The sequence below is a fragment of the Kitasatospora sp. NBC_01287 genome (assembly GCF_026340565.1).
In the GTDB taxonomy this organism is placed as follows: domain Bacteria; phylum Actinomycetota; class Actinomycetes; order Streptomycetales; family Streptomycetaceae; genus Kitasatospora.
The window spans coordinates 6,488,574-6,508,095 of sequence record NZ_JAPEPB010000001.1 but is presented as its reverse complement, the minus strand read 5'-3'; the positions used below and the strand labels follow the sequence as shown (position 1 = coordinate 6,508,095).

The window sequence follows — 19,522 nt, the reverse complement described above, 5'->3', positions numbered from 1 at the left end:
CGGCGGGACGAGGGGCGCGGGGCTGAGGGGCGCGGGGCTGAGGGGTGGCGGCCTGAGGGACGGCGGGGTGCGAACGGCGCCGGTCCGGTGGGGTTCCACCGGACCGGCGCGTACGGATCAGACGTCAGCCGTCAGACGTCAGCCGTCAGCTGTGGCGGCCTCGGCGGCGCTGGCCGATCACCAGTGCGCCCGCACCGGTGAGCAGCAGCACCCCGGCCAGGGCGAGCAGCGGGATCGGGCCGCTCTCGCCGGTGCTCGGCAGCTCACCGGTCCGGCTGGGCGAGGGCATCGGGTGGTGACCGCCGGAGCTGGTGGGGCCGGTGGGCGGCATGGTCGGGGTCGTGGGCCTCCCGGTCGGCCCGGTCGGCGACGGTGTGGGGGTCGGAGTGGGCGTCGGGGTGGGGGTCGGGGTGGGAGTGGGCGTTGGCGTCGGGGTGGGGGTCGGAGTGGGGGTCGGCGTTGGCGTCGGGGTGGGGGTCGGGGTCGGGGTCGGCGAGGAGCAGTCCGGCAGGTCCCCGTTGAACGGGTAGCTGTGGATCTCGTAGCCGCCGGTGCCGGTCTGGACCAGGTTCCCGGCCAGGTAGACCCGGCCGTTCAGACCCGGCTGCTCGACCGTGGTGGTCCCGTTCGGATTGCCGCCCATGATCGAACCCTGGAACTGGGCGCCGCCGATGATGTGGGCCATGGTGGAGGTCGGGAAGTTCCACAGCAGCTTGGGGCCGAGGTCGGTCAGCTGGTCGCCCGGCAGCCCGGTGCCGGTGTTGGTGCTGATCACCGCGTCGTCCGGAAGCATGTTGACGATCACCGTCGCGCCGGCCGGGATGTTGGTGAACTTCAGGTCGATCTTCCGGGCGGCCGAGCCCAGGTTCTGCGAGACGTTGAAGACCTGGCGGGCGCTGGTGCCGTCCCCGGTGAAGGTGGCGTCGAAGTCGGTGACGGTGACGGTGCCGGTCGCGGTCGCCTCCGCCGCGCAGTGCGAGAAGTCCTCGATGGTGGTCCGCAGCGGCGCGTACTTGGCGCGCACGCCGGAGTCGTGCACCGTTTGGCCCGGGGCGACCACGGTGACGTGGCCGGTCAGCGTGCCGCCGTAGCGCACGTCGCCGTAGGCGGGGCCCTTGGAGTCCACCCCGCCGACCATGATCTCGTTGGTCGGCTGCACCGTGATGTTGCCGCCGACCGTGACGAAGTCCGCCCCGTTGGGCGGCGGCACCCGGGAACCGACGCCCGCCACGCCCATGTTGAACTCGCCACCGCCGACCTTGTCCACGGTGAGGTTGCCGAGCGTCACCACCCACCCCTCGGCCTCGGCGGCCCGCCCGTGGACGGTGTAGTCGCCGCCGGTGTAGATGTTGATGTTGCTGTCCCGACCCGCGAAGTCGCCGTTGTTCGGCGGCGGATAGGTCGAGGGGCAATCCGGGCCACCGCACGGGCCCAGCGGTGGCGGCAGCGGGATCGCCGCCGCTCTGGGCATGGGGAACGCCAGTACCGTCGCGGCTGCGGCCGCGACCAGCGCGGCTCTGCTCGGATGCCTCATGTCTTCGCCTCCGTGCCCCCGTCTACCGCTGCCGACCGGGTGTGGCGCGCTTGGGGCATACGCGGCTCATCAAAGGCGCGGAGCACCTGGTCAGCGGGCAAGCGCCGCCGGAGCCGCGGAGATCATCAGTCAAATCTCGCTCGATCGGCCCAGCCGAGGACCGCGTTCCGAGGGCCGAACGGCCGGGTGTTAGCGTGCCGAGCGGGGCCGGTGGCGAACCAGCGACCCTCGGGCACCGCCCGCCACCCAGGACGAGCACGAAAGCTGTCGAATCCCCATGGCCAAGTTTCTGTTGAGCCTGCACGTGCTGGCCGCGATCATCGCGATCGGCCCGGTCACGGTGGCGGCGAGCATGTTCCCGCGCAAGGCCGCGGCCGCGCTGGCGACGACTGCGCCGGCAGCGAACGCGCTCGCAACGATCGCGGGTGGTGCGGGTGCGGGTGCGGGTGTGCTGCCGGATGGGGCGACGGCCGGGGTGGGCGACCCGGAGGCGACGGCCTCGGTGCGGTTGCTCTTCCGGATCACCCAGGTCTACGCGGCCATCGGGCTCGCGGTGCCGGTGCTGGGGATCGGGACGGCGCAGGTGATGGGTGTGATGGGCAGCGCCTGGCTGATCGCCTCGCTGGTGATCACCGGGCTCGCCGCGCTGGTGCTGATGTTCCTGGTGCTCCCCCGGCAGCAGGCGGTGATCGCCGCTCTCGCGGGCGAGCCGGATGCCGACGCGGCCCGCGCACTCGGCGGACTGAAGCTGCTCACCATGAGCACCGGGCTGTTCTCGCTGCTCTGGGCCGTGGTGACGGTCCTGATGGTGCTCCGCCCGGGCTCGACGACGGGGGCCTGACGGCCGGGCGGAGTCGCGATGATGGGTGACGGTTGGGCGATGACAGCTGACAGATGATGAAATCTGTCAGCTGTCATCACTTGTCCCCTACCTGTCTGTCGATGTCTGTCATCTGACAGCGGCCGTCCCGCACCCCTCGCCGCGATGTCAACCGGTGACATCGCGGTCTCCGACGGCCCACACCGGGCTCACGATCACCGCCGCCTCGTGACACTTGCCGCTGCCGTCCTCTACCGGCTCCCGCGCCGGCCCTCGCCCGGCAGGGCGAGCCGGACGCCTGCGCGCTTCACCGCGCGGCCCACGATGGCGGTCTCGACGCGGTCGGCCCCGAGCGGGCCGAGGACCTCGGTGGTGAAGCGGTAGAGCGCTTCGTAGTCGGGACAGAAGACCGCGGCCATCAAGTTGTGCGGGCCGCTGGTGGCCAGCACCCCGTGCACCTGGGGGTGAGCCGCGAGGGCCCGGCCGGCCTCGGCGAGGCGGGCCGGGGGGAGCGCGAGCCAGAGGTTGGCGTCCACCGTCATGCCGAGCAGGCGGGGGTCGACGGTGGCGTGGGTGCGCAGCAGGCCGGCAGCCGCCAGGCGGCGCAGCCGGCGGCGGACGGTGGACTCGGGCGCCCCGACCGCCTGGGCCACCGCGGCGGCGGAGGCCCGGGCGTCCGCGCCCAGTTCGGCGAGCAGCGCACGGTCCAGGGCATCCGGTTCGACCGGCGGGCCGGGCAGCGACGCGACTGGGGCGGGGTTCAGCACCGCCACCTCGTCGGGCGTGAGCAGCCCTGCCTGCCACTGCGCGGCGTCGGCGAACAGGTGCAGGGCGGCGTGGACGGTCGTCTCGGTGACCGCGTCCGTTCCGGGCAGTTGGCGGTAGAGCAACCGGTCGCGCCCGGCCCGGTCGGTGACCACAGCCGCGCTGACCTCCTGGCCGCCGAGCATCAGGTCGACGAACGGCACGTCCGGCCGGGCCGCCAGCGCGTCCGCGACCGCGGCCACCTGGCCGCGAAGCACCCGTACCCGCAGCAGCAGTGCGCCGACCGCCTCGTCCACCGCCCGGGGCAGCAGGACCACCCGCAGCACCCCCGTCCCGCGCAGCCGGGCCAGCCGCCGGGTCACCGTGCGCGCCGAGACCCCGAGCGCCCGGGCGAGCAGGCCCGGCTCGGCGCGGCCGTCCAGTTGGAGGGCGCAGACCAGGCGGCGGTCCAGTGTGTCCAGCACCATGGCCGGATCCGTCGTCTCGGTGCGCACAGGTGTCCGATCTCGCTCATCCAGCTGGGCGGCAGCGTCCTGTTCTGCCGGGCCGACGGTACTCCTTGGTCCAGGCGCGGCCACCACCCGCGCCTGGACCGGCGAAGGGATGAGGACGATGACGACGGAGCAGCCGACCAGCGAGGTCGGGGCGGTCGAGGTCGAGGCGGTCGTGCGCGAGGTCGGCGCCTGGCTGGCGGGTCGGCACCGCGCCGAGCCCGTCGCGGCGCGCGGCAGGGCCGAGGCCCTCGCCGCCTTCAGCGCGCTGGACGCCCCGGCCGCGGCCCTGCTGCGCGAGCGGCTGGGCGCACTGCGTCCGCGGGCGGGCTGGATCGAGTCGGAGTTGGCGAGCAGGGTGCCGGTCACCGGGGAGTGGTGGCTCTGCGACCCCATCGACGGGGCTGTGCAGTACCTACTGGGACAGCCGCACTGGGCGGTGACCGCGACCCTGCTGGAGGAGGGTGAGGCGGTGCTCGCAGTGGTGCACGCGCCGCAGCTGGGCTTCACCTACACCGCCGCGCGCGGCGCGGGCGCACTGCTGAACGGGCGGCGGATCAGCCCGTCCGGGCGCGCGCTGGACACCGCCGTGGTCGCCACCAGCCACCCGCCGATGGTCGCCGAGGAGGACGCGCTCGCGCTGCGCCGCGTCGGTGCCAGCACCTCGGCGGTGCTCGCCGCCGGGGTGCTGGGGGTGCGCAACCTCGGGCCGACCGCGCTGCAGGTCGCCCAGGTCGGCTCCGGCCACCTGGACGCGTTCTGGGAGTGCGGGCTGGACGCGCCCAACCTGCTGGGCGGCGCACTGATCGCCGCCGAGGCAGGCGCGGTGGTGAGCGACCACGTGGGCGGACCATGGCTGCCCGGCACCTCCCCCGGCTTCCTGGCGGCACCGGTGCAGCAGCACGGCGAGTTGGTGCGGGTGTTGAGTGCGGTGGTCTGAGCGGTGCGGGCGGAATCGTCGGGTGCGGCGGAGCGGCGCATCCGACGACGCGCGGACTCAGCTCACGAGATGCCGCAGGCCACTTGGCGCGACTCCTGGTCGAGGTCGAGGAACGGGCAGTCGGCGGAGAGGTGGGAGCCGTCGCTGAAGACCAGGTCGACGTAGAGGCTGGGCTCCCAGTGGTTGCTGCCGTGCGGATCGATCCGCAGTGTGGTGGTGGCGCCCTTGAGGAGCTCCCACGAAGTCCGGTTGAGGAGGGTGAGCTAATACGGACCCACGTCGCTGTACTGGTCGAACTGGCCGAAGGTACTGGAGATCCGGGCCGCGGTGGTGCCGTTGAGGTCCCGCACGGTGACGGTGACCAGGGTGTCGCGGTCCTTCTGGTCGTGGTCGGAGTGGAAGGTGACGCTGGCGCCGGTGAGAACGGCGCCGGCGGCGCGCGGAGCGGGCAGGGGTCGGGCGGCCGGACGGCTGGCGGCGGCGGCCGGGGTGGTCATCGCGAGGACGGTGAGCAGGGCGAGGCCGAGACTGGGCAGGGCTTTGCCGAACATCATCTGCCATCCCTTCAGCAGGAGCTCAGATGTCCATCGTGACAAGGAGGTTCGGCCACGACCATCCCCCGCAGGAGTGATGGTTCGCGCACGCGCGGCCGACCGGCAGCAGGCTCAGTCCTGGTTCCAGGCGGGATGGGCCGGGTCGTCGGCCCGCACCAGGATGTCGGCAGCCTCGTCCGGTCGGACCTCGGCCTCGTAGCGGGCGAAGGCCGGCAGCGTCCACCGCTCCCCCTCCTCCGTGCGCCGTCGCAGCGCCGGCTCCGACATCCGCAGGTGCACCGCCAGGTCGAACGGGAACCAGCGGCCGAGCAGCAGTTGACCGTCCAGCAGCAACACGGTGCCCGGCGCCAACTCGACGTAGGGGCTGCGGGTGGAGCGGTCGGTCACCGGGTCGCGCAGGTCGGGCAGCACCCGCCCGGTGCCGCCCGGATCCAGCGGCGTGAAGACCTCGCGGAACAGCGCGTCATCGTCCAGCCAGCGGTCGTAGTAGGCATCGGCGTCCTGGTGGCCGTACTCCAGCCGCAGCGAGGCGGAGCGCAGGAAGGAGCGCGAGCGCACCCGCTGCACCGGCCGGCCGCGCAACCGCAGCTCGGCGGCCAGGTCGGCGGCGAGTTGCTCGGGGTGGGCCGCCGGAGCGCCGTCCAGCGCGATCCGTGGCCAGGCACCGCCGTCGGCCGGGGTCAACCGCTCGATCCGGTCGGCGAGTTCGCCGGTCAGCCGGGACCAGCTGATCGGCCGCAGCCGCAGGCCCGCCATCAGGGTGCCGTCTCCAGCAGGGTCTTGCCCAGCGTGGCCCTGGACTCCATCGCCGCGTGCGCGTCCGCGGCCCGGGCCAGCGGGAAGCGCTGGCCGATCACCGGGCGCAGCCGGCCGGCCGCCGCCTCGGCGAAGGCGTGCTCGGTGCAGGCGCGCAGGTGCTCGGGGCTGCGGTCGGCGGTGACCAGGCGCACCTCGCGGGCGGCAGCGGTCTGCGCCGGGATCGCGGCCCACTCACCGCCGGCCAGCCCGTAGCTGTCCATCCGCCCGCCCGGCAGCAGCAGGCCGAAGGCGGCCCGGCCGACCTCGCCGCCGACCCCGTCGAAGACCACGTCCACTCCGCCGACCTCCCGCTCGACCAGCCCGGCCCAGTCGGCGGAACGGTAGTCGAAGACGTGATCGGCGCCCAACTCGCGGGCCAGCTCAAGCTTGCGGGCACCGCCGGCCACCGCGACCACCGTCGCGCCGGCCGCCTTGGCCAGCTGCACCAGCAGGCTGCCCACCCCGCCCGCGGCCGCCTCGACCAGCACCCGGTCGCCGGGCCGCACCTCGGCGGCCCGCAACTGCATCACCGCCGTGCGCCCGTCGGCCAGCAGCGCCACCGCCTCGTCCAGGGCCAGGCCGTCGGGGACGGCGAAGAGCCCCTCGGCCGGGACGGCGGCCTTCTCCGCGTATCCGCCGGAGCCCCCGGTGGAGCTCACCACCGGGCGACCGAGCAGCACCGGGTCGACCCCCGCGCCGACGGCGCCGACCGTGCCGCCGACCCCGTTGCCCGGGATCAGCGGCGGCTCGGCGCGGAACGGGCCGGCGCCGGTGGCCCGGAACTGGGTCTCCACGAAGGTGATGTTGGCGTAGGCGACGTCGACCAGCACCTGGCCGGGGGCGGGCACGGGATCGGGCGCCTCACCCGGCACCAGGACGGACGGGTCGCCGAACCGCTCCAACCAGACTGCACGCATGTCGCTCTTCCTTCTCGCTCAGCGGTCGCCCGCGGACCGGCCCTGGTCAGCGCCGGTGATCTTGTGTCAGCATCCTCGCTCATCAAGTGCGCTTGAGGTCAAGGCACGGATGACCGGGTGACCGGGTGACCGGGTGACCGGGTGACCGGGTGACCGGGTGACCGGGTGACCGGGTGACCGGGTGGCGGTGACGGTGACGGGTCGCGGCACGCGGCACGCGGTGACCGGACGCGTTCGCCGAGAAGTCACCGGTCCGGCCGAGACACCCGGCTGAAGCACCGTGGTCGTCCCGCCGGTGGGTCGGGAGCTCTGATGCCGCGCGCCGGCTGGATGTTCGCCGGCACCTTGCTGACATCTCGTTGACATAGAGCCCTCCCGCAAGAGGATTGCCCGACTATATGCTCAGCCTGTGACTGATGATCAGGAGATCACCCTGGACTGGATGTCTGCCTCCGAGGAGGACAGCCGCCCGCCGTCCGACCTGCGGCCCGAGGTGCCGCACCCGGCGCGGATGTACGACTACTACCTGGGCGGCAAGGACAACTTCCCCGCCGACCGGGCGGCGGCCGAGGAGATCATGGCGTTCAGCCCCCGGGTGCGGCAGAGTGCCCGGGCGAACCGGGCCTTCCTGCAGCGGGCGGTGCGCTACCTGGCCGAGCAGGGCGTGAAGCAGTTCCTGGACATCGGCACCGGCATCCCGACGGCCGGCAACACCCACGAGATCGCCCAGCGGGTGCAGCCGGACGCGCGGGTGGCCTACCTGGACAACGACCCGATCGTGCTGGTGCACAGCCGCGCGCTGCTCGCCGGGGCCAGCCACGGCAGCGCCACCGTGATCCAGGCCGACCTGCGCGACCCGGCCGGGATCCTGGCCTCCCCGGAGATCCGCGAGCTGCTCGACCTGGGCCGCCCGGTGGCGCTGCTGCTCTTCGCGATCCTGCACTTCGTGGACGAGGACTCCGACCCGTACGGCATCGTGCGCACCCTGGTCGACGCGCTGCCCTCGGGCAGCTACCTGGCGCTCTCGCACGGCACGGCCGACTTCGCCACGCCCGACCAGGCGCGGCGCGGCCCTGCCGTCTACTGCGCCGCCACCGAGCGGCTGACGTTGCGGGGCAAGGACCAGGTGGCGAAGTTCTTCGACGGCCTGGAACTGGTCGAACCCGGGCTCGTCACCGTCCCGCTCTGGCGGCCCGAACAGCCGGAGCAGGAGGGCGACGCGAGCACCGGGATCTGGGGCGCGATCGGCCGCAAGCCGTAGCCGGCGGCGGCTGACCGCGCCCTCCTGGCGACCCTCCTCGCGGCCTTCCTCGCGGCCTTCCTCGCGGCCCGGCGGACGGCTCAGCGAGCGGACCGTGGGCGGACCGTGGGCGGCTCAGCCCTGCTGGGGCCAGGCCCGCAGGTCCCAGTCGGGGAACGAGTAGGCGTCCCACAGGGCCCGCTCGTTCTCCTGCGGCGCGTTCCGCACCCGCTCGGGCAGGTCCCAGATCTTGGTGGCCCGCGTGGCTGCCGTGTACGAGGGCCAACCAGGCACGCCGGCCCGGGCGAAGGCGGTCCAGGCGTCCATCATGTCGTGCGACAGCCCGGTCAGCTGCGGACGCTCGGCGGCGACGGTGGCGGCGCCGCGCGGGAAGGCGTCCAGGTCGAGGTTGCCGAAGACGAACGGCAGCTCCAGGGTGTGCATCGCACCCAGGTTCTGGGCGCCGGGCAGGCCCGGGACGTACGGCACGTGCCAGTCGAACTGGTAGACGTAGGTGGGCCGCCAACGGGCCTGTGCCGCGGCCATCCGCAGCGTGGGCACCCGCTCCAGCTGGTCGGTGACCATCGCGTTGACCACCCGGCCCGCCGGCAGTCCCGGCCGGTCGGCGGCGTAGACGTCGTACATCCGCTGCTTCTGGTCGGCCAGCGGCGCGGGGAAACTGCGGTAGGCGCTCAGCGGGAGGTCCAGCACGCTCGGCTCGAAGAGCGCCCAGTAGTCGGTCTCGTTCTCGTTGGTGCCGACCATCAGCTCCACCCCGCGGGCACTGCCCGCCGCGATCCGGTCCACCACCGGGCCGGGGACCAGGGTGCCGTCGACGGACGGGCCGAAGAAGAGCGCGTCGGCCAGACCCGACACGCCCTGCTGCGCGGTCGCCTGGAGGTGCAGCAACTGGTCGGTGCTCATCGCGTCCAACTGCGCGACGGTGGTGATGCTTCCGGCGGCGAGCAGGTGCGTGGCGGCAGCGCGCGCGTAGTCCTGGGTGTGCACCAGGTAGCCGGGGCCGCTCTCCACGATCGCCCGGTGGAAGAGCCGTTCGGGATGGTCGCCGGCCAGCAGCGCGTCGATCGAGATCGCGCCCGCCGACTGGCCGAAGACGGTGACGTTGCCCGGGTCGCCGCCGAAGGCCCCGATCTGCTGGTGCACCCAGCTGAGCGCCGCGATCTGGTCGCGCAGCCCGTTGTTGCCCGAACCGGCGTAAGCCGGGTCCAGGCCGCCGAGTTCGGTCCAGCCGAGCAGGCCGAGCCGGTAGTCGACGCTGACCACGACCGCGTCGCCGCGGTCGGCGAGCGCGGCGCCGTCGAAGACCGGATCGGCGGCCGCGCCGAGTTCGTCCGCACCGCCGTGCAGGAAGACCAGCACCGGCTTGTGCGCGCCGCCGCCGCGCGGCTGCCAGACGTCGGTGTAGAGGCAGTCCTCGACGCCGCCGCCGACCGTGAGGTCCTGCGGGCAGCCGGGTTTGGCGGCGGTGGCCCGCAGCGTCCCGCGCCACGGGGTGACCGGGGCGGGCGGGCGGAAGCGGCGGGCGCCGGTGGGCGGGGCGGCGTACGGGACGCCCAGGTAGGAGCAGGTGACCCCCTGCGGCAGGCCCTGCACCCTGCCCTGCCCAGTGGCGGCACGGCAGTCGCGGCCGGCGGCCGCGCCGGCCGGGCTCGCGGCGCCGAGCAGGCTGCCCAGGAGCAGGGCGAGGACAACCGCCCCCGCCCAGGGCGCTGTCGAGGTCGTCTTCCTGCGGAACACGCGGCACTCCCCTTTTTCCTCGCCATCAGGTGACTCCCAGGATCGGCGGGGCCGCGTCCGGCGGTCATCGGCGCGCGGGTGGAGGTGGAGATCTCCACCCTGGGGTGGAGGGTTGACGATCGCTCAGCAATTCCGAGTTCGGCGGTTCAGCCGTTCAGCCGCTCAGCCGTTCAGCCGTTCAGCCAGTCGCCGTCGAGCTCCTCGCGCAGGGATTCCAGCGCCTGGGCGGTGCGGGCCCGCACCGAGGTCCAGGCGCCGTCGTCGATGTCGGCGATCAGCACCTCCGGGCCGGTGAACCAGCGGATCTCACGGCTCAGCCGGGGCAGTTCACGGAAGCGGCGGGCCAGGTCCAGCTCGGGGCCGGAGGCGTCCAGGTGGTCGGTGAGCCCGTCGTCGTCCAGCACCGTCTCGAACATCACCGTCTCGACACAGGCCAGCGAGACCCGCGCGGTCCAGGACTCCCAGCGCTCCTGCGACTTGTCGGCCAGGTCGGGACGCACGACGGTGCCCGGGTCGTCCTGGTCGAGGTCGGCGAGGAGGACGCCCCAGTGCGCGCAGCCCTGGTTCTCCTCCCGGAAGACCAGCGCGCCCTCGTGCACGAACAGCTCGTCCGGCCTGAGCAGCCGGTTGTGATTGCGCGTCAAGTCGTCACGGCGACCCACGAGTCGCAGCGCCTCGCGGAGCGCGGTCGGCAGGCGCAGCCCGAGCCGCCGCTCGGCGGCGTCCAGCTCGGCGGCGCACCAGCCGTCGTCCTCGGCCAGTGGGCGGCGCCAGTAGGCGGCGAACTCGGCGATGAAGCGCCAGGCGGCGGCGCGGTCCTGGCCTGCGGCGATGAGGGCGGCGTGCGGGTCGAAGATCTCGGTCATGGCCGTACGGTACGACGCGGGGCGGACAGCCGGCCGGACAGGTCCTCATCGTCCAGGAAGGACAGCACGGCGGCGTCGAGTTCACCGGCCCGCCGGAACGGCAGGCCGTGGTGCGAGACGCCGGGCAGGATCGCCGTCCGCGCGCCGGGCAGCAGACGGTGGGCAGCGGCCTCGACCCGGCGGGCGTCGTGCACGCGGCTCTCGGCGGCGAGCAGGACCAGGGTCGGGACGGTGAGCCCCCGCAGCCGCGCGGCCCGCGGGCGCCGACCGACGATCGGCTTGGCGTCGGGGAACTCGGCTGCCAGTCCGTACAGTTCGAGAAAGTCCGGGTCGACCACGGCGCCGGCACTCTCCCAGCCGAGGAAGGCGCGGGCGCGGGCCGCGGTGGGGCGCAGCAGCAGGGGCAGGGCGCGCAGCAGGTAGCCGGGCCGGTAGCCGGCGAAGCACTGGGTGGGGTCGATCAGCACCAGCCGCTCGACGCGCTCGGGGCAGCGCAACGCGTGGGAGAGGGCGATCCACGCGCCGTAGGAGTGGCCGAGCAGCGCACACCTGGCGAGCCCCAGGCCGTCGAGCACGGTGTCGAGCCAGTCGAGCAACTCGGCGGACGTGCGCGGCGGGTGCTCGCCGCGCAGGCTGAGCCCCGGCTCGCCGATCCGGTCGACGGCGTGGACCCGGTGGGCGCGGCCGAGCTCCGCGATGTTGGCGAACCAGACGGCGGCCGTCGTGCCGCCGCCGTGCAGCATCACGAGGGGCGGCGCATCAGCGGGGCCGCAGCTGATCACGCGGGTGGTGCCGTAGCGGGACGCGAGGTCGGCGGTGTCGACCGGGACGGGCCAGCGGGCGAGAAGGGCATCGTAGGAAGCGAGGAAGGGTGTCCGCGTCATCGTGACCTCCGTGGGCGCAGTAGTTCGCCAGGCAAGTATCTCGCTGAACGAGAGATATTATGCCCACCACAGACCGCAGTGGAGAGGTGAGGGCATGGAGGAGATCGATCCGGCGATGCGGGTGGTACACCAACTGCGCGCCGTGACCGTCGAGCTGGACCTGCTGGCCGGCGAATTCGCCACCCGCGGCGGGCTGCACCCGACCGACCTGCGGGCGCTGATCTGCCTGCTCGACGCGGCCCGGGCCGGCACGGCGGCGACCCCGGGGTGGCTCGGGCGCCAGCTCGGCCTCAACTCCGCCGGGACCACCGCGCTGGCGGACCGCCTGGAGCGCCTCGCCCTGGTCCGGCGGACCCGGGACGCGGACGACCGGCGGCGCGTGCTGCTGGAGGTGACGGAGCGGGCGACGACCCTGGGGTGGGAGTTCTTCGGCCCGCTGATCGGCGCCGTGGTGGGCGAGCTGCGCGGCTTCGACGAGGCGGAACTCGCGGTGGTGCAAAACTTCCTGGGCGGCGTGCTGAACGCGGTGGCGCAGCAGCGCGGCGGCAGCGGCAGCGGCAGCGGCAGCGGCAACGGCAACGGCAACGGAGCGAACGGGGCCTGACCCGGAGCTGGTGCTCCGGGTCAGGCCCCGCAGTACTTCTGATGAAGTGTCAGCTCTCGTGCGCCGAGGCGTCGTCCACCAGGAAGGCGGTGCTGGGCGTGCTGCCGGTCTCGTGCGAGACCAGGCGCAGGCCGATCGTGGTGCCCCAGCCGACCTGGCTGATGAACGGGCTCAGGTCGACGGACTGGTACTGGTAGCCGTTGGTCGGGTTCTGGCTGGTCCAGGTCTTCACGGTGCCCAGCGACTGACCGGTGTACTGGTCGATGGCCTGCAGCTGCAGGGTGTCGGGCGAGGCGGCGGAGGTGTTGGTGGTGCTGATGTTCAGGTAGAACGAGAAGTTGGCCGAGCTGTAACCAGGGTAGGTGTTCAGCGAGTTGGCGATCGAGTCATCACTGGTGGCGTCCTGACCGAGCCAGGCGTACCACTGGCCCGAGTGCGCCGCGTGCAGGCTGGACGGGGTGATCACGTTGTAGCCGGACGGGCTCCACGCGTCGGTCATCACGGTGTGGTCGACGTCGGCCGAACCGTTCTCGAAGCCGCCGTCGGTCAGCTGCTCGATGCCGCCGCAACCGGTGGTGCCGGAGGCGCTGATGTTCTCCCAGAATCCGGTACTGGCCGATTTGCCGTTCTGGTCGGTCGCGTTGACGGTGATCCGCTGGTAGCCGCTGGTGGCCGCGGCGGTGCCGGAGATCACGCCGGTCGAGGAGTTGATGCCCAGGCCCTTCGGCAGGCCGGTCGCGCTGTAGCTGACCGTCGAGCCGGTGTTGTCGACCGCGACCGCCGGGATCGAGACCGACCCGGGTGCGTCGACCCGGTCGCACATGGTGCTGATCACCACGGGCGGGTTGGTGTAGACCGGGTCGGAGGCCATGCAGAGGTGGTCGGTGTTGGACCACAGGGTCTGCAGCGGGAACGACCCGGTGGCGAGGTTCTCGAAGAAGAGACCGCCGTTGGAGCCGTACGGGATCCAGGCGCACTTGTCGGCGATCTCCTGGCCGGTGGAGTCGGTCCAACCACCAGGGGTGTTCGGGTCGGTGACCGTCTCGGCGTACTCGTGGCCGCCGATGATGCCGTAGCCGTCGAGACGGCCGCGCGCGGTGTTCTCACCGAACCAGTTGGTGCCGCAGCCGGCGACGTCCGTCAGGTAGGGCATGTTGGTGTAGGCCAGCTGCCCGTACGAGGAGCGCTGGAAGTCGTGCCAGGCGCAGTAGCCCAGCTCGCGCCACTTGTCCGGGTCGGTGCCCTGCGGCGAGTCGATGATGTACTGCACGTTGCGGTTCTGCGCCTCGGTGGTGTTGCCGAAGTGCTGGGCGGCGGCGCGCGCTTCGTCACCGAGCTGCGGCTCGGTGGCGGACTGCGGGGCCGCGGCGCCGTTGTCCACCCAGACGCCGGCCAGCACGCTGCCCTGCTGCGGGAACGGGATGTGCGCGGCGCCGGAGGGGCACTGCACGCTGCCCGAGGCGATGCCCTCGCAGTACTGGGTCAGCACCCCGCTCCAGCCGTCGCCCGCGCTGCCCAGGCCCTTGAAGAAGTCCTGCTGGTACGGGACGGCCTGGTCCGCGTCGGCCGACATCACGGTGTCACCACTGGAGTTGGTTGACGGGGTGCCCCACTGGGATCCCCACACCACCAGGTAGACCTTCGGCGGGCCGATCACCACACCGGCGGAGTCCTGGCCGCCCTTGTAGGTGACGGGCAGGTCGTACTCGTTGGCGACGTTGCCGTCGCCGTCGTCGCCGCCGGTGCCCGGGTCGGCGCCGTCGGCCAGCTGCGGGGTGACCTTGCCGCCGGTCTTGGTGGTGGAGCTCTGCGCGGCCGGCGCGGGGCGGGCGGAGCCGGCCTTGCCCGGCTTGGCCAGGTGCGGGCCCGCGGTGGTGGCGTTGGTGCCGGTGCTCTTCGGGGTACCGGGCTTGACCTGGACGGTGGCGGTGGTCCTGGCCGCGCCGGGATCGGCGAGGGCGGTGAGCGGGCTGGCGAGCCCGGCGCCGAGCAGGGCGGCGGAGAGGGCGACCAAGGCGGTGCGCCGTCCGCGCGGGAGCAGGCCGGATCTGATTTTGATCACGGGTCAGCGTCCGTTTCTGGTGACGTGGGGGCACCCTGCCCGCGGGGCCGCGGGCAGGGGGTGGAGCCGACGAACGCCGGCGAGACCCGTCGGGGCGCGCGGTTCGAGGCGCGGGGGGACGAACCGCTGGACGGGCTGAGGCCGGGGGAGGTCGGTGCAATGTGCCATACGATATTTCACTGGCTGGGACCGCACAAGAGTCAACGCAACTGCTCGGGCGAGCTGAGCGCTATGGTGTTTTATGAGCGCTTCTGCGCGGTTCTGGTCGGCCTCGGACCGGTCTGGTCCGGCGTCAGTGCTCGGCGCTGTCCCTGAGTAGCGTGATCCCGTCGCGGGCGGCCACCACCGTGTAGCCCGAGCGCTCGGCGTCCGCGACCACCACCGCGAGGCCGGCACGGCAGTTGGTGGTGTCGGAGGTGGTGTCCTTCGTGTCGACCACCAGGTAGGCCACCGGCTGCGCCGGGCGGTGGTACGGGCAGGCCATGCTCACCGTCGCGCGGTCCGTCAGCTGCGCGGCCAGCTGGTTGCTGGCCGCCACCGTGGCACCGCTGGGGACCGCGCGCGCCAGTGCCAGCGCGGCCCGCTGGTGCGCGGTGGTGGTCCAGGTCGCCGGTCGGACCAGCGTGGCCAGCGGGAAGGCGGGCAGCGTCGCCGCCGTCACCAGCAGTCCCCCCGCCAGCACCCGCCGCAGCCGCCGACCCGAGTAACGCACCCTCTCGCGCGCCAGCACGTCCACCATCGCGCCGAACACGATCGGCACCAGGACGCCGTTGTAGTGGTACGCGGTGCCCCAGTAAGCGTTGTTGTGCGAGGCGAAGCGCCACCCCAGGGTGGGCAGCGCCAGCAGGGCCAGCGGCGAACGCAGCGCCAGGAAGGCGGTGGGGGCGAGCAGCAGCAGCGTGGTGTCAAGCCGGGTCGGCGGCCACCACCGGCTGCCGGGCGCGGACGGCGGGGCCGCGCTCGGTTCGAGCTGCTGCAGGTAGTCGAAGGTATGGGCGGCGCTGGCGGCCGGGATCAGTACGAACATCTCCAGCAGCGTGCCGAGCACACCCACCACGGCGAGCGCGACGCCGAGACGGCGCGGGCCACGCCAGGCGATGTAGAGGCCGAGCATCGCGACGGTCAGCCCGAGGTCCTCCTTGACCAGCAGCAGCGGCAGCGCCCAGCAGGCGGCGGCGCGCCAGCGCTCGCGGCCTGCCGCCTCGACGGCGAACGCCAGCAGCGGGACGGCGAAGCAGACCTCGTGGAAGTCGAACGCGTCGACCCGCACGATCCCCCAGGCGCAGCCCGTCCCGATCCCGGCGGCCACGCCCACCCAGAGCCCGCGGGTCCGCTGGGCCCAGCGGGTGATCGGCACCACGGTGAGCGCGAGCAGCGCGGCCTGCGCCACCAGCAGGGTCAGCGGGGTCGGGAAGAGGCGGTAGGCGGGGGCCAGCACGGCGAGGATCGGGTGGAAGTGATCGCCCAGCACGTTGTAGCCGGGGCCCTTGAGGTCGGCCACCGGCGCGTGGAAGTGCGCGTAGTTGCGGATCGCCTGCTCGAAGATGCCCAGGTCGTAGCCGCCGGAGAGGCCGCGCTGGTGGCGTCGGACGGCCACCGCGGCGTAGAGGACGAAGAAGGACGCCGCCAACGCGTAGGGCAGGGCACGGGGACCGTGGTTCGCCGACGGCGTCGGTGAGGGCTCGGTCGGCGACACCGCGGCCGCCTGCGCCGCGGGCCGGACGGTCTGGATTGTCGGCGCGCCTGACACAGGCTCCGTCCCCCCTCGGCTCTGCCCGCCGCCCCCGAGCGGGCGGGACAGGAGGGATCGACGCTACCACCCGGGATCCCGCCGCCCGCCGCGAGCCCGGTCAGGGCGGCGTGAGCGGTCACGGCGGGCTGGCGGTCACGGCGGCGCGAGCGGTCACGGCGGCGCGAGCGCGGCCAGGGCCGCTTCGGTAGCCGCGCCGGAGCGGGCGTCCAGCACCGCCACGCTGCCGCACAGCCGGTGGACGCCCTCGGTGGCGGCCAGCGCGAGCAGCCCGGGCAGCAGGTCGACGCTGCGCCGGGCCAGCCAGGCTGTGCCACGGGTGGCCAGCCACCACAGGTCGGCCGCGCGGCCGGGCGGCGCAGGCGCCCGGACGGCCGCAGGGGGCGGGCCGAGCGGGTGCCCGGCCTCGGCGAGCAACTGGTGGAACCGGCGGGCGATCAGCAGGTGGCCCGCCGGGCTCGGGTGCAGCCGGTCGGCGCTGAGCAGCGCGCGGTCGGCGAGCCAGGGCAGCTGGGCCAGGTGCAGGTGAACCGCGGCATGGCGGTGCGAGAGCTCGTGCACCACGGCGTTGACGGAGGCCATCCGGCGGGCCAGCGGACGGGCCAGCGGGCCCGGCAGGCCGAGCAGCGCCCCCGGATCCGGCAGGCAGGCGGTGAGCAGCACCGCGCCCTGGGCGGCGAGGGCTCCCAGGACGGTGTCCAGCGCGGCGGCGGTGCGGGCGATGTCGAACTCCGCGCGCAGGGTGTCGTTGCCGCCGACCAGCACGGCTGCCAGGTGCGGTCGCAGGTCCAGCGCCGACGGCAGTTGACGCATCGTCAGTTCGGTGGCCCGGGCGCCGCTGGCGGCCAGGTTGAGGTGCGTGACCAGGGTCGGGTCGGTGGCCAGCGCGGGCGCCAGCAGCGCACTCCAGCCGCGCCAGCCGCCCTGGTCGGGACTGCCGACGCCTTCGGTGAGCGAGTCGCCGAGGGCCGCGAAGCGCACGGTCCGTGCCCGAGCGGCCGCGCGGGCGGCGGTGGGCCGGGTGGGAGCGGTCATCGGGGTCTCCCGACCGGCAGCGGCGCGCCGCCCAGGGCCGACTCGTGCACGGCCAGGAACGCGGCCACCGCCGCGGGCCAGCCGTAGCGCTCGGCCCTGGCCCGCGCCGCCGCGCGCCGCGCCCGCTCCTCCCGGGCCAGCAACTCCCGCACCGCGGCGGCGAATCCGGCCCCGGTGTCGGGAGCGGCCGCACCCGCGGGGCCGACGATGTCCGGCAGCGCGGCCGAGCGGCTGACCGCGACCGGCGTGCCGCAGGCCAGCGCCTCCAGCGCGGCCAGGCCGAAGGTCTCCACCGGACCGGGGGCCAGCACCACATCCGCCGAGGCCAGCAGCGCGGCCAGCGCGGCCCGGTCGGCCAGGTGGCCCAGGAACCGCACCGGCAGCCGCTCGCGGTCGGCGCGCTCGGCGAGCCGGGCGTGCAGCGGCCCGGTACCGGCCACCACCAGCACCGCGTCCGTGCCGCCGCGCCGCAGCTCGGCGAGCGCGTCCAGGGCCAGGCCCGGCCGCTTCTCCGCCGACAGCCGCGAGCAGAGCACCAGCAGTGCCCGCCCCTGGCCGGCGTACCTGGTGCGCAGCGCCGGGTCGTACCGCCCTGGGTGCAGCCCGGCCAGGTCGACGCCGAGCGGCGCCCGGAGCAGGTTGCGCACGCCGATCCTGGCGAACTCGGCGGCGGCCCAGTCCGTGGTGCAGACCACGGCGTCGTAGGCGTGTGCGGTGCGGGAGTTGAGGCGGTCGGCGAGCGCCCGGGCGGCCGGCTCGGGCAGACCGTGGGTGCGCAGCAGGCCGGTGGCGTTCTCGTGCGAGACCATGGCCGCCGGGATGCCCCGGCGCCGGGCCCAGTCGCCGGTCCAGCGCAGCGTGGTGCGGTCGGAGACCTCCAGCCGGTCGGGCGCCAGCTCGGTGAGCAGCCGGGCCACCGCGCGTCGGTCGGTGAGCAGCCGGTAGCCGCCGCTGGCCGGCAGCACCGGCCCTGGCAGGGTCACCACCCGGCCCTGCTCGGTCTGCTCATCGCGGTGCTCGGCCCCCGGCACCACCAGCACCGGCCGGTGCCCGGCGGCCAGGTAGCCCGCGCCGAGGTGGCGCAGGGCGGTTCGCAGGCCGCCGGAGACCGGCGTGACGAAGTTCGCGACGCGGACGATCCGCAGGCCCTCGCTCATGCCGGCAGTTCCTCGGCGGGGCGCACCACCGGCACGCCGGCCGACGGGGTGCCGGCTGCGGCGGTGGGTGCGGCAGCGGGCGCGACGGTCACCGCGGGCGCCGGTGCGGGCGCCGGCACAGGCCCTGGTGCCGCGCCCGAGGCCACCTCCAGCACCTCCCCCCGGTGCTCCGCCACCACCTCCGCGTAGTGCCGCAGCAGCAGGTCCCCCACCGCCTCCCAGGTGCGCGCGGTGACGTCGGCCCGCCCCGCCCGCCCGTAGGCGGCCCGCCGCTCGGGGTCGGCCGCCAACTCGGCGACCGCCTCGGTCACGGCGCGCGGATCGCGTGGGGCGACCAGCAGCCCGGTGCGGCGGTGGCCGACCAGGTCGAGCGGGCCACCGGCCGCCGGGCCGACCACCGGCACCCCGCTGGCCATCGCCTCCTGGATGGTCTGGCAGAAGGTCTCCAGCGGCCCGGTGTGCACGAACAGGTCCAACGTGGCGTAGCAGCGCGCGAGTTCCTCGCCGGTGCGGCGGCCGAGGAAGACGGCGCCGGGCAGCGCCTGCCGCAGCGCCGGCGCGCTGGGGCCGTCGCCGATGACGACCAGCCGCACGCCGGGCAGCGCGCAGACCCCGGCCAGCAGGTCGACCCGCTTCTCGGGGGCGAGCCGGCCGACGTAGCCGACCAGCACCTCGCCGCCCGGGGCCAGCGCGCGGTGCAGCGCCTGGTCGCGGTGGCGCGGGTGGAAGCGCAGCGAGTCGACGCCGCGCGGCCACAGGTGCACCCGGGGGACGCCGTGCGCGGTGAGGTCCTGGGCGGCGGGGGTGGAGGGGGCCAGGGTGCGGGCGGCCTCCCGGTGCACGGTGCGGATCCGGTGCCAGGCGGTGGCCGCGCCGAGGCCGCCGCCGAACCGGTAGGCCTGGGCGTAGCCGGCCAGGTCCGTCTGGTAGACGGCGATCGCGGGCAGGCCCAGACGCTTGGCCTCGGTCATCGCGCGGGCGCCGAGGATGAACGGGCTGGCCAGGTGGACCACGTCGGGCCGGTGCGCGGTGAGCGCGCCGGCCAGCCGGGCGCTGGGCAGCGCGACGCGCACCTGGGGGTAGTTCGGCAGCGGGACGGAGGGGATCCGGACGACGGGCAGCGGGGCGCCGTCCGGGCCGAAGGAGTGTGCCGGGCAGCTCGAACCGCGAGCCGGTGCCGGGGTGATGACCAGCGGCTGGTGGCCGCGCCGGACCAGGTGCTCGGCGGTGCGGAGCACGCTGTGGGCGACGCCGTTGACTTCGGGCGGGAAGGACTCGGTGACGATCGCGACTCGCATGCCAACGTTGTTGCCGGGCCGGACGTGCGCTGGGCCAAAGGGATCTGTC

General features: G+C 74.2%; 17 protein-coding genes. 4 read left to right on the top strand and 13 right to left on the bottom strand.

Annotation, left to right across the window (positions count from 1 at the left end; translation table 11 throughout):
- Positions 1 to 145 precede the first annotated feature (145 nt).
- Positions 146 to 1,534, bottom strand: a complete 1,389-nt coding sequence (locus OG455_RS28355) for a choice-of-anchor A family protein (protein WP_266298466.1) — start codon at positions 1,532 to 1,534, stop codon at positions 146 to 148.
- 277 nt (positions 1,535 to 1,811) lie between these two features.
- Between OG455_RS28355 and OG455_RS28350 the strand changes: the two genes are divergently transcribed.
- Positions 1,812 to 2,375 (top strand): hypothetical protein, encoded by a 564-nt coding sequence (locus OG455_RS28350; protein ID WP_266298464.1) that lies wholly within the window; start codon positions 1,812 to 1,814, stop codon positions 2,373 to 2,375.
- A 230-nt stretch (positions 2,376 to 2,605) separates the two neighbouring features.
- Here the strand turns inward: OG455_RS28350 and OG455_RS28345 are convergent, their stop codons facing one another.
- Positions 2,606 to 3,586, bottom strand: coding sequence for an Lrp/AsnC family transcriptional regulator (locus OG455_RS28345; protein WP_266298462.1), 981 nt, complete (start codon positions 3,584 to 3,586; stop codon positions 2,606 to 2,608).
- 145 nt (positions 3,587 to 3,731) lie between these two features.
- Here OG455_RS28345 and OG455_RS28340 point away from each other — a divergent pair, with 145 nt between their 5' ends.
- On the top strand, positions 3,732 to 4,550 hold the full coding sequence (locus tag OG455_RS28340) for an inositol monophosphatase family protein (RefSeq protein WP_266298460.1): 819 nt from the start codon (positions 3,732 to 3,734) through the stop codon (positions 4,548 to 4,550).
- A 263-nt stretch (positions 4,551 to 4,813) separates the two neighbouring features.
- Here OG455_RS28340 and OG455_RS28335 read toward each other — a convergent pair whose 3' ends face one another.
- The 3 genes from OG455_RS28335 to OG455_RS28325 all read right to left on the bottom strand — a co-directional run bounded on the left by OG455_RS28335 (position 4,814) and on the right by OG455_RS28325 (position 6,819).
- Positions 4,814 to 5,104, bottom strand: coding sequence for a hypothetical protein (locus OG455_RS28335; RefSeq protein WP_266298458.1), 291 nt, complete (start codon positions 5,102 to 5,104; stop codon positions 4,814 to 4,816).
- Positions 5,105 to 5,215: 111 nt separating this feature from the next.
- Positions 5,216 to 5,851: a uridine kinase gene (locus OG455_RS28330; RefSeq protein ID WP_266300981.1), complete on the bottom strand. Its 636-nt coding sequence runs from the start codon at positions 5,849 to 5,851 to the stop codon at positions 5,216 to 5,218.
- 8 nt (positions 5,852 to 5,859) lie between these two features.
- Positions 5,860 to 6,819, bottom strand: coding sequence for a zinc-binding dehydrogenase (locus OG455_RS28325; RefSeq protein ID WP_266298456.1), 960 nt, complete (start codon positions 6,817 to 6,819; stop codon positions 5,860 to 5,862).
- Positions 6,820 to 7,261: 442 nt separating this feature from the next.
- Between OG455_RS28325 and OG455_RS28320 the strand changes: the two genes are divergently transcribed.
- Complete coding sequence (locus OG455_RS28320; RefSeq protein ID WP_266300980.1) at positions 7,262 to 8,080, top strand: SAM-dependent methyltransferase; 819 nt, start codon at positions 7,262 to 7,264, stop codon at positions 8,078 to 8,080.
- Positions 8,081 to 8,194: 114 nt separating this feature from the next.
- Here the strand turns inward: OG455_RS28320 and OG455_RS28315 are convergent, their stop codons facing one another.
- The 3 genes from OG455_RS28315 to OG455_RS28305 all read right to left on the bottom strand — a co-directional run bounded on the left by OG455_RS28315 (position 8,195) and on the right by OG455_RS28305 (position 11,567).
- Positions 8,195 to 9,817, bottom strand: a complete 1,623-nt coding sequence (locus OG455_RS28315; protein WP_266298454.1) for a carboxylesterase/lipase family protein — start codon at positions 9,815 to 9,817, stop codon at positions 8,195 to 8,197.
- Between the two features lie 170 nt (positions 9,818 to 9,987).
- Positions 9,988 to 10,683, bottom strand: a complete 696-nt coding sequence (locus tag OG455_RS28310) for an SMI1/KNR4 family protein (RefSeq protein ID WP_266298452.1) — start codon at positions 10,681 to 10,683, stop codon at positions 9,988 to 9,990.
- Entirely contained in the window at positions 10,680 to 11,567 is an 888-nt protein-coding gene (locus OG455_RS28305; protein WP_266298451.1) for an alpha/beta fold hydrolase, read from the bottom strand. The genes OG455_RS28310 and OG455_RS28305 overlap by 4 nt, the downstream gene beginning before the upstream one ends.
- Positions 11,568 to 11,661: 94 nt before the next feature.
- Between OG455_RS28305 and OG455_RS28300 the strand changes: the two genes are divergently transcribed.
- The gene (locus tag OG455_RS28300) at positions 11,662 to 12,171 is read left to right on the top strand and encodes a MarR family transcriptional regulator (protein ID WP_266298450.1); all 510 of its coding nucleotides are present in this window, start codon (positions 11,662 to 11,664) and stop codon (positions 12,169 to 12,171) included.
- A 49-nt stretch (positions 12,172 to 12,220) separates the two neighbouring features.
- Here OG455_RS28300 and OG455_RS28295 read toward each other — a convergent pair whose 3' ends face one another.
- From OG455_RS28295 to OG455_RS28275, 5 genes are all read right to left on the bottom strand, one after another.
- Positions 12,221 to 14,233 carry an Ig domain-containing protein gene (locus OG455_RS28295; RefSeq protein ID WP_266298449.1) on the bottom strand — a complete coding sequence of 671 codons (2,013 nt, stop codon included), beginning with the start codon at positions 14,231 to 14,233 and terminating at the stop codon, positions 12,221 to 12,223.
- A gap of 292 nt (positions 14,234 to 14,525) precedes the next feature.
- The gene (locus OG455_RS28290; RefSeq protein ID WP_266298448.1) at positions 14,526 to 15,929 is read right to left on the bottom strand and encodes a DUF2079 domain-containing protein; all 1,404 of its coding nucleotides are present in this window, start codon (positions 15,927 to 15,929) and stop codon (positions 14,526 to 14,528) included.
- Between the two features lie 207 nt (positions 15,930 to 16,136).
- Entirely contained in the window at positions 16,137 to 17,018 is an 882-nt protein-coding gene (locus OG455_RS28285; protein WP_266298447.1) for an SGNH/GDSL hydrolase family protein, read from the bottom strand.
- Positions 17,015 to 18,175, bottom strand: a complete 1,161-nt coding sequence (locus tag OG455_RS28280) for a glycosyltransferase (protein WP_266298446.1) — start codon at positions 18,173 to 18,175, stop codon at positions 17,015 to 17,017. Before OG455_RS28280 ends, OG455_RS28285 begins: the two co-directional genes overlap by 4 nt.
- Positions 18,172 to 19,473, bottom strand: coding sequence for a glycosyltransferase family 1 protein (locus OG455_RS28275; protein ID WP_266298445.1), 1,302 nt, complete (start codon positions 19,471 to 19,473; stop codon positions 18,172 to 18,174). Before OG455_RS28275 ends, OG455_RS28280 begins: the two co-directional genes overlap by 4 nt.
- Positions 19,474 to 19,522: the final 49 nt, after the last annotated feature.

Excerpts from the sequence above, each read along its gene's own strand:
- OG455_RS28280 (WP_266298446.1), bottom strand. The coding sequence starts at position 18,175 with ATGAGCGAGGGCCTGCGGATCGTCCGCGTCGCGAACTTCGTCACGCCG.
- OG455_RS28275 (WP_266298445.1), bottom strand. The coding sequence starts at position 19,473 with ATGCGAGTCGCGATCGTCACCGAGTCCTTCCCGCCCGAAGTCAACGGC.
- OG455_RS28345 (WP_266298462.1), bottom strand. The coding sequence starts at position 3,586 with ATGGTGCTGGACACACTGGACCGCCGCCTGGTCTGCGCCCTCCAACTG.
- OG455_RS28285 (WP_266298447.1), bottom strand. The coding sequence starts at position 17,018 with ATGACCGCTCCCACCCGGCCCACCGCCGCCCGCGCGGCCGCTCGGGCA.
- OG455_RS28335 (WP_266298458.1), bottom strand. The coding sequence starts at position 5,104 with ATGATGTTCGGCAAAGCCCTGCCCAGTCTCGGCCTCGCCCTGCTCACC.
- OG455_RS28300 (WP_266298450.1), top strand. The coding sequence starts at position 11,662 with ATGGAGGAGATCGATCCGGCGATGCGGGTGGTACACCAACTGCGCGCC.
- OG455_RS28350 (WP_266298464.1), top strand. The coding sequence starts at position 1,812 with ATGGCCAAGTTTCTGTTGAGCCTGCACGTGCTGGCCGCGATCATCGCG.
- OG455_RS28340 (WP_266298460.1), top strand. The coding sequence starts at position 3,732 with ATGACGACGGAGCAGCCGACCAGCGAGGTCGGGGCGGTCGAGGTCGAG.
- OG455_RS28355 (WP_266298466.1), bottom strand. The coding sequence starts at position 1,534 with ATGAGGCATCCGAGCAGAGCCGCGCTGGTCGCGGCCGCAGCCGCGACG.
- OG455_RS28320 (WP_266300980.1), top strand. The coding sequence starts at position 7,262 with ATGTCTGCCTCCGAGGAGGACAGCCGCCCGCCGTCCGACCTGCGGCCC.
- OG455_RS28325 (WP_266298456.1), bottom strand. The coding sequence starts at position 6,819 with ATGCGTGCAGTCTGGTTGGAGCGGTTCGGCGACCCGTCCGTCCTGGTG.
- OG455_RS28310 (WP_266298452.1), bottom strand. The coding sequence starts at position 10,683 with ATGACCGAGATCTTCGACCCGCACGCCGCCCTCATCGCCGCAGGCCAG.
- OG455_RS28305 (WP_266298451.1), bottom strand. The coding sequence starts at position 11,567 with ATGACGCGGACACCCTTCCTCGCTTCCTACGATGCCCTTCTCGCCCGC.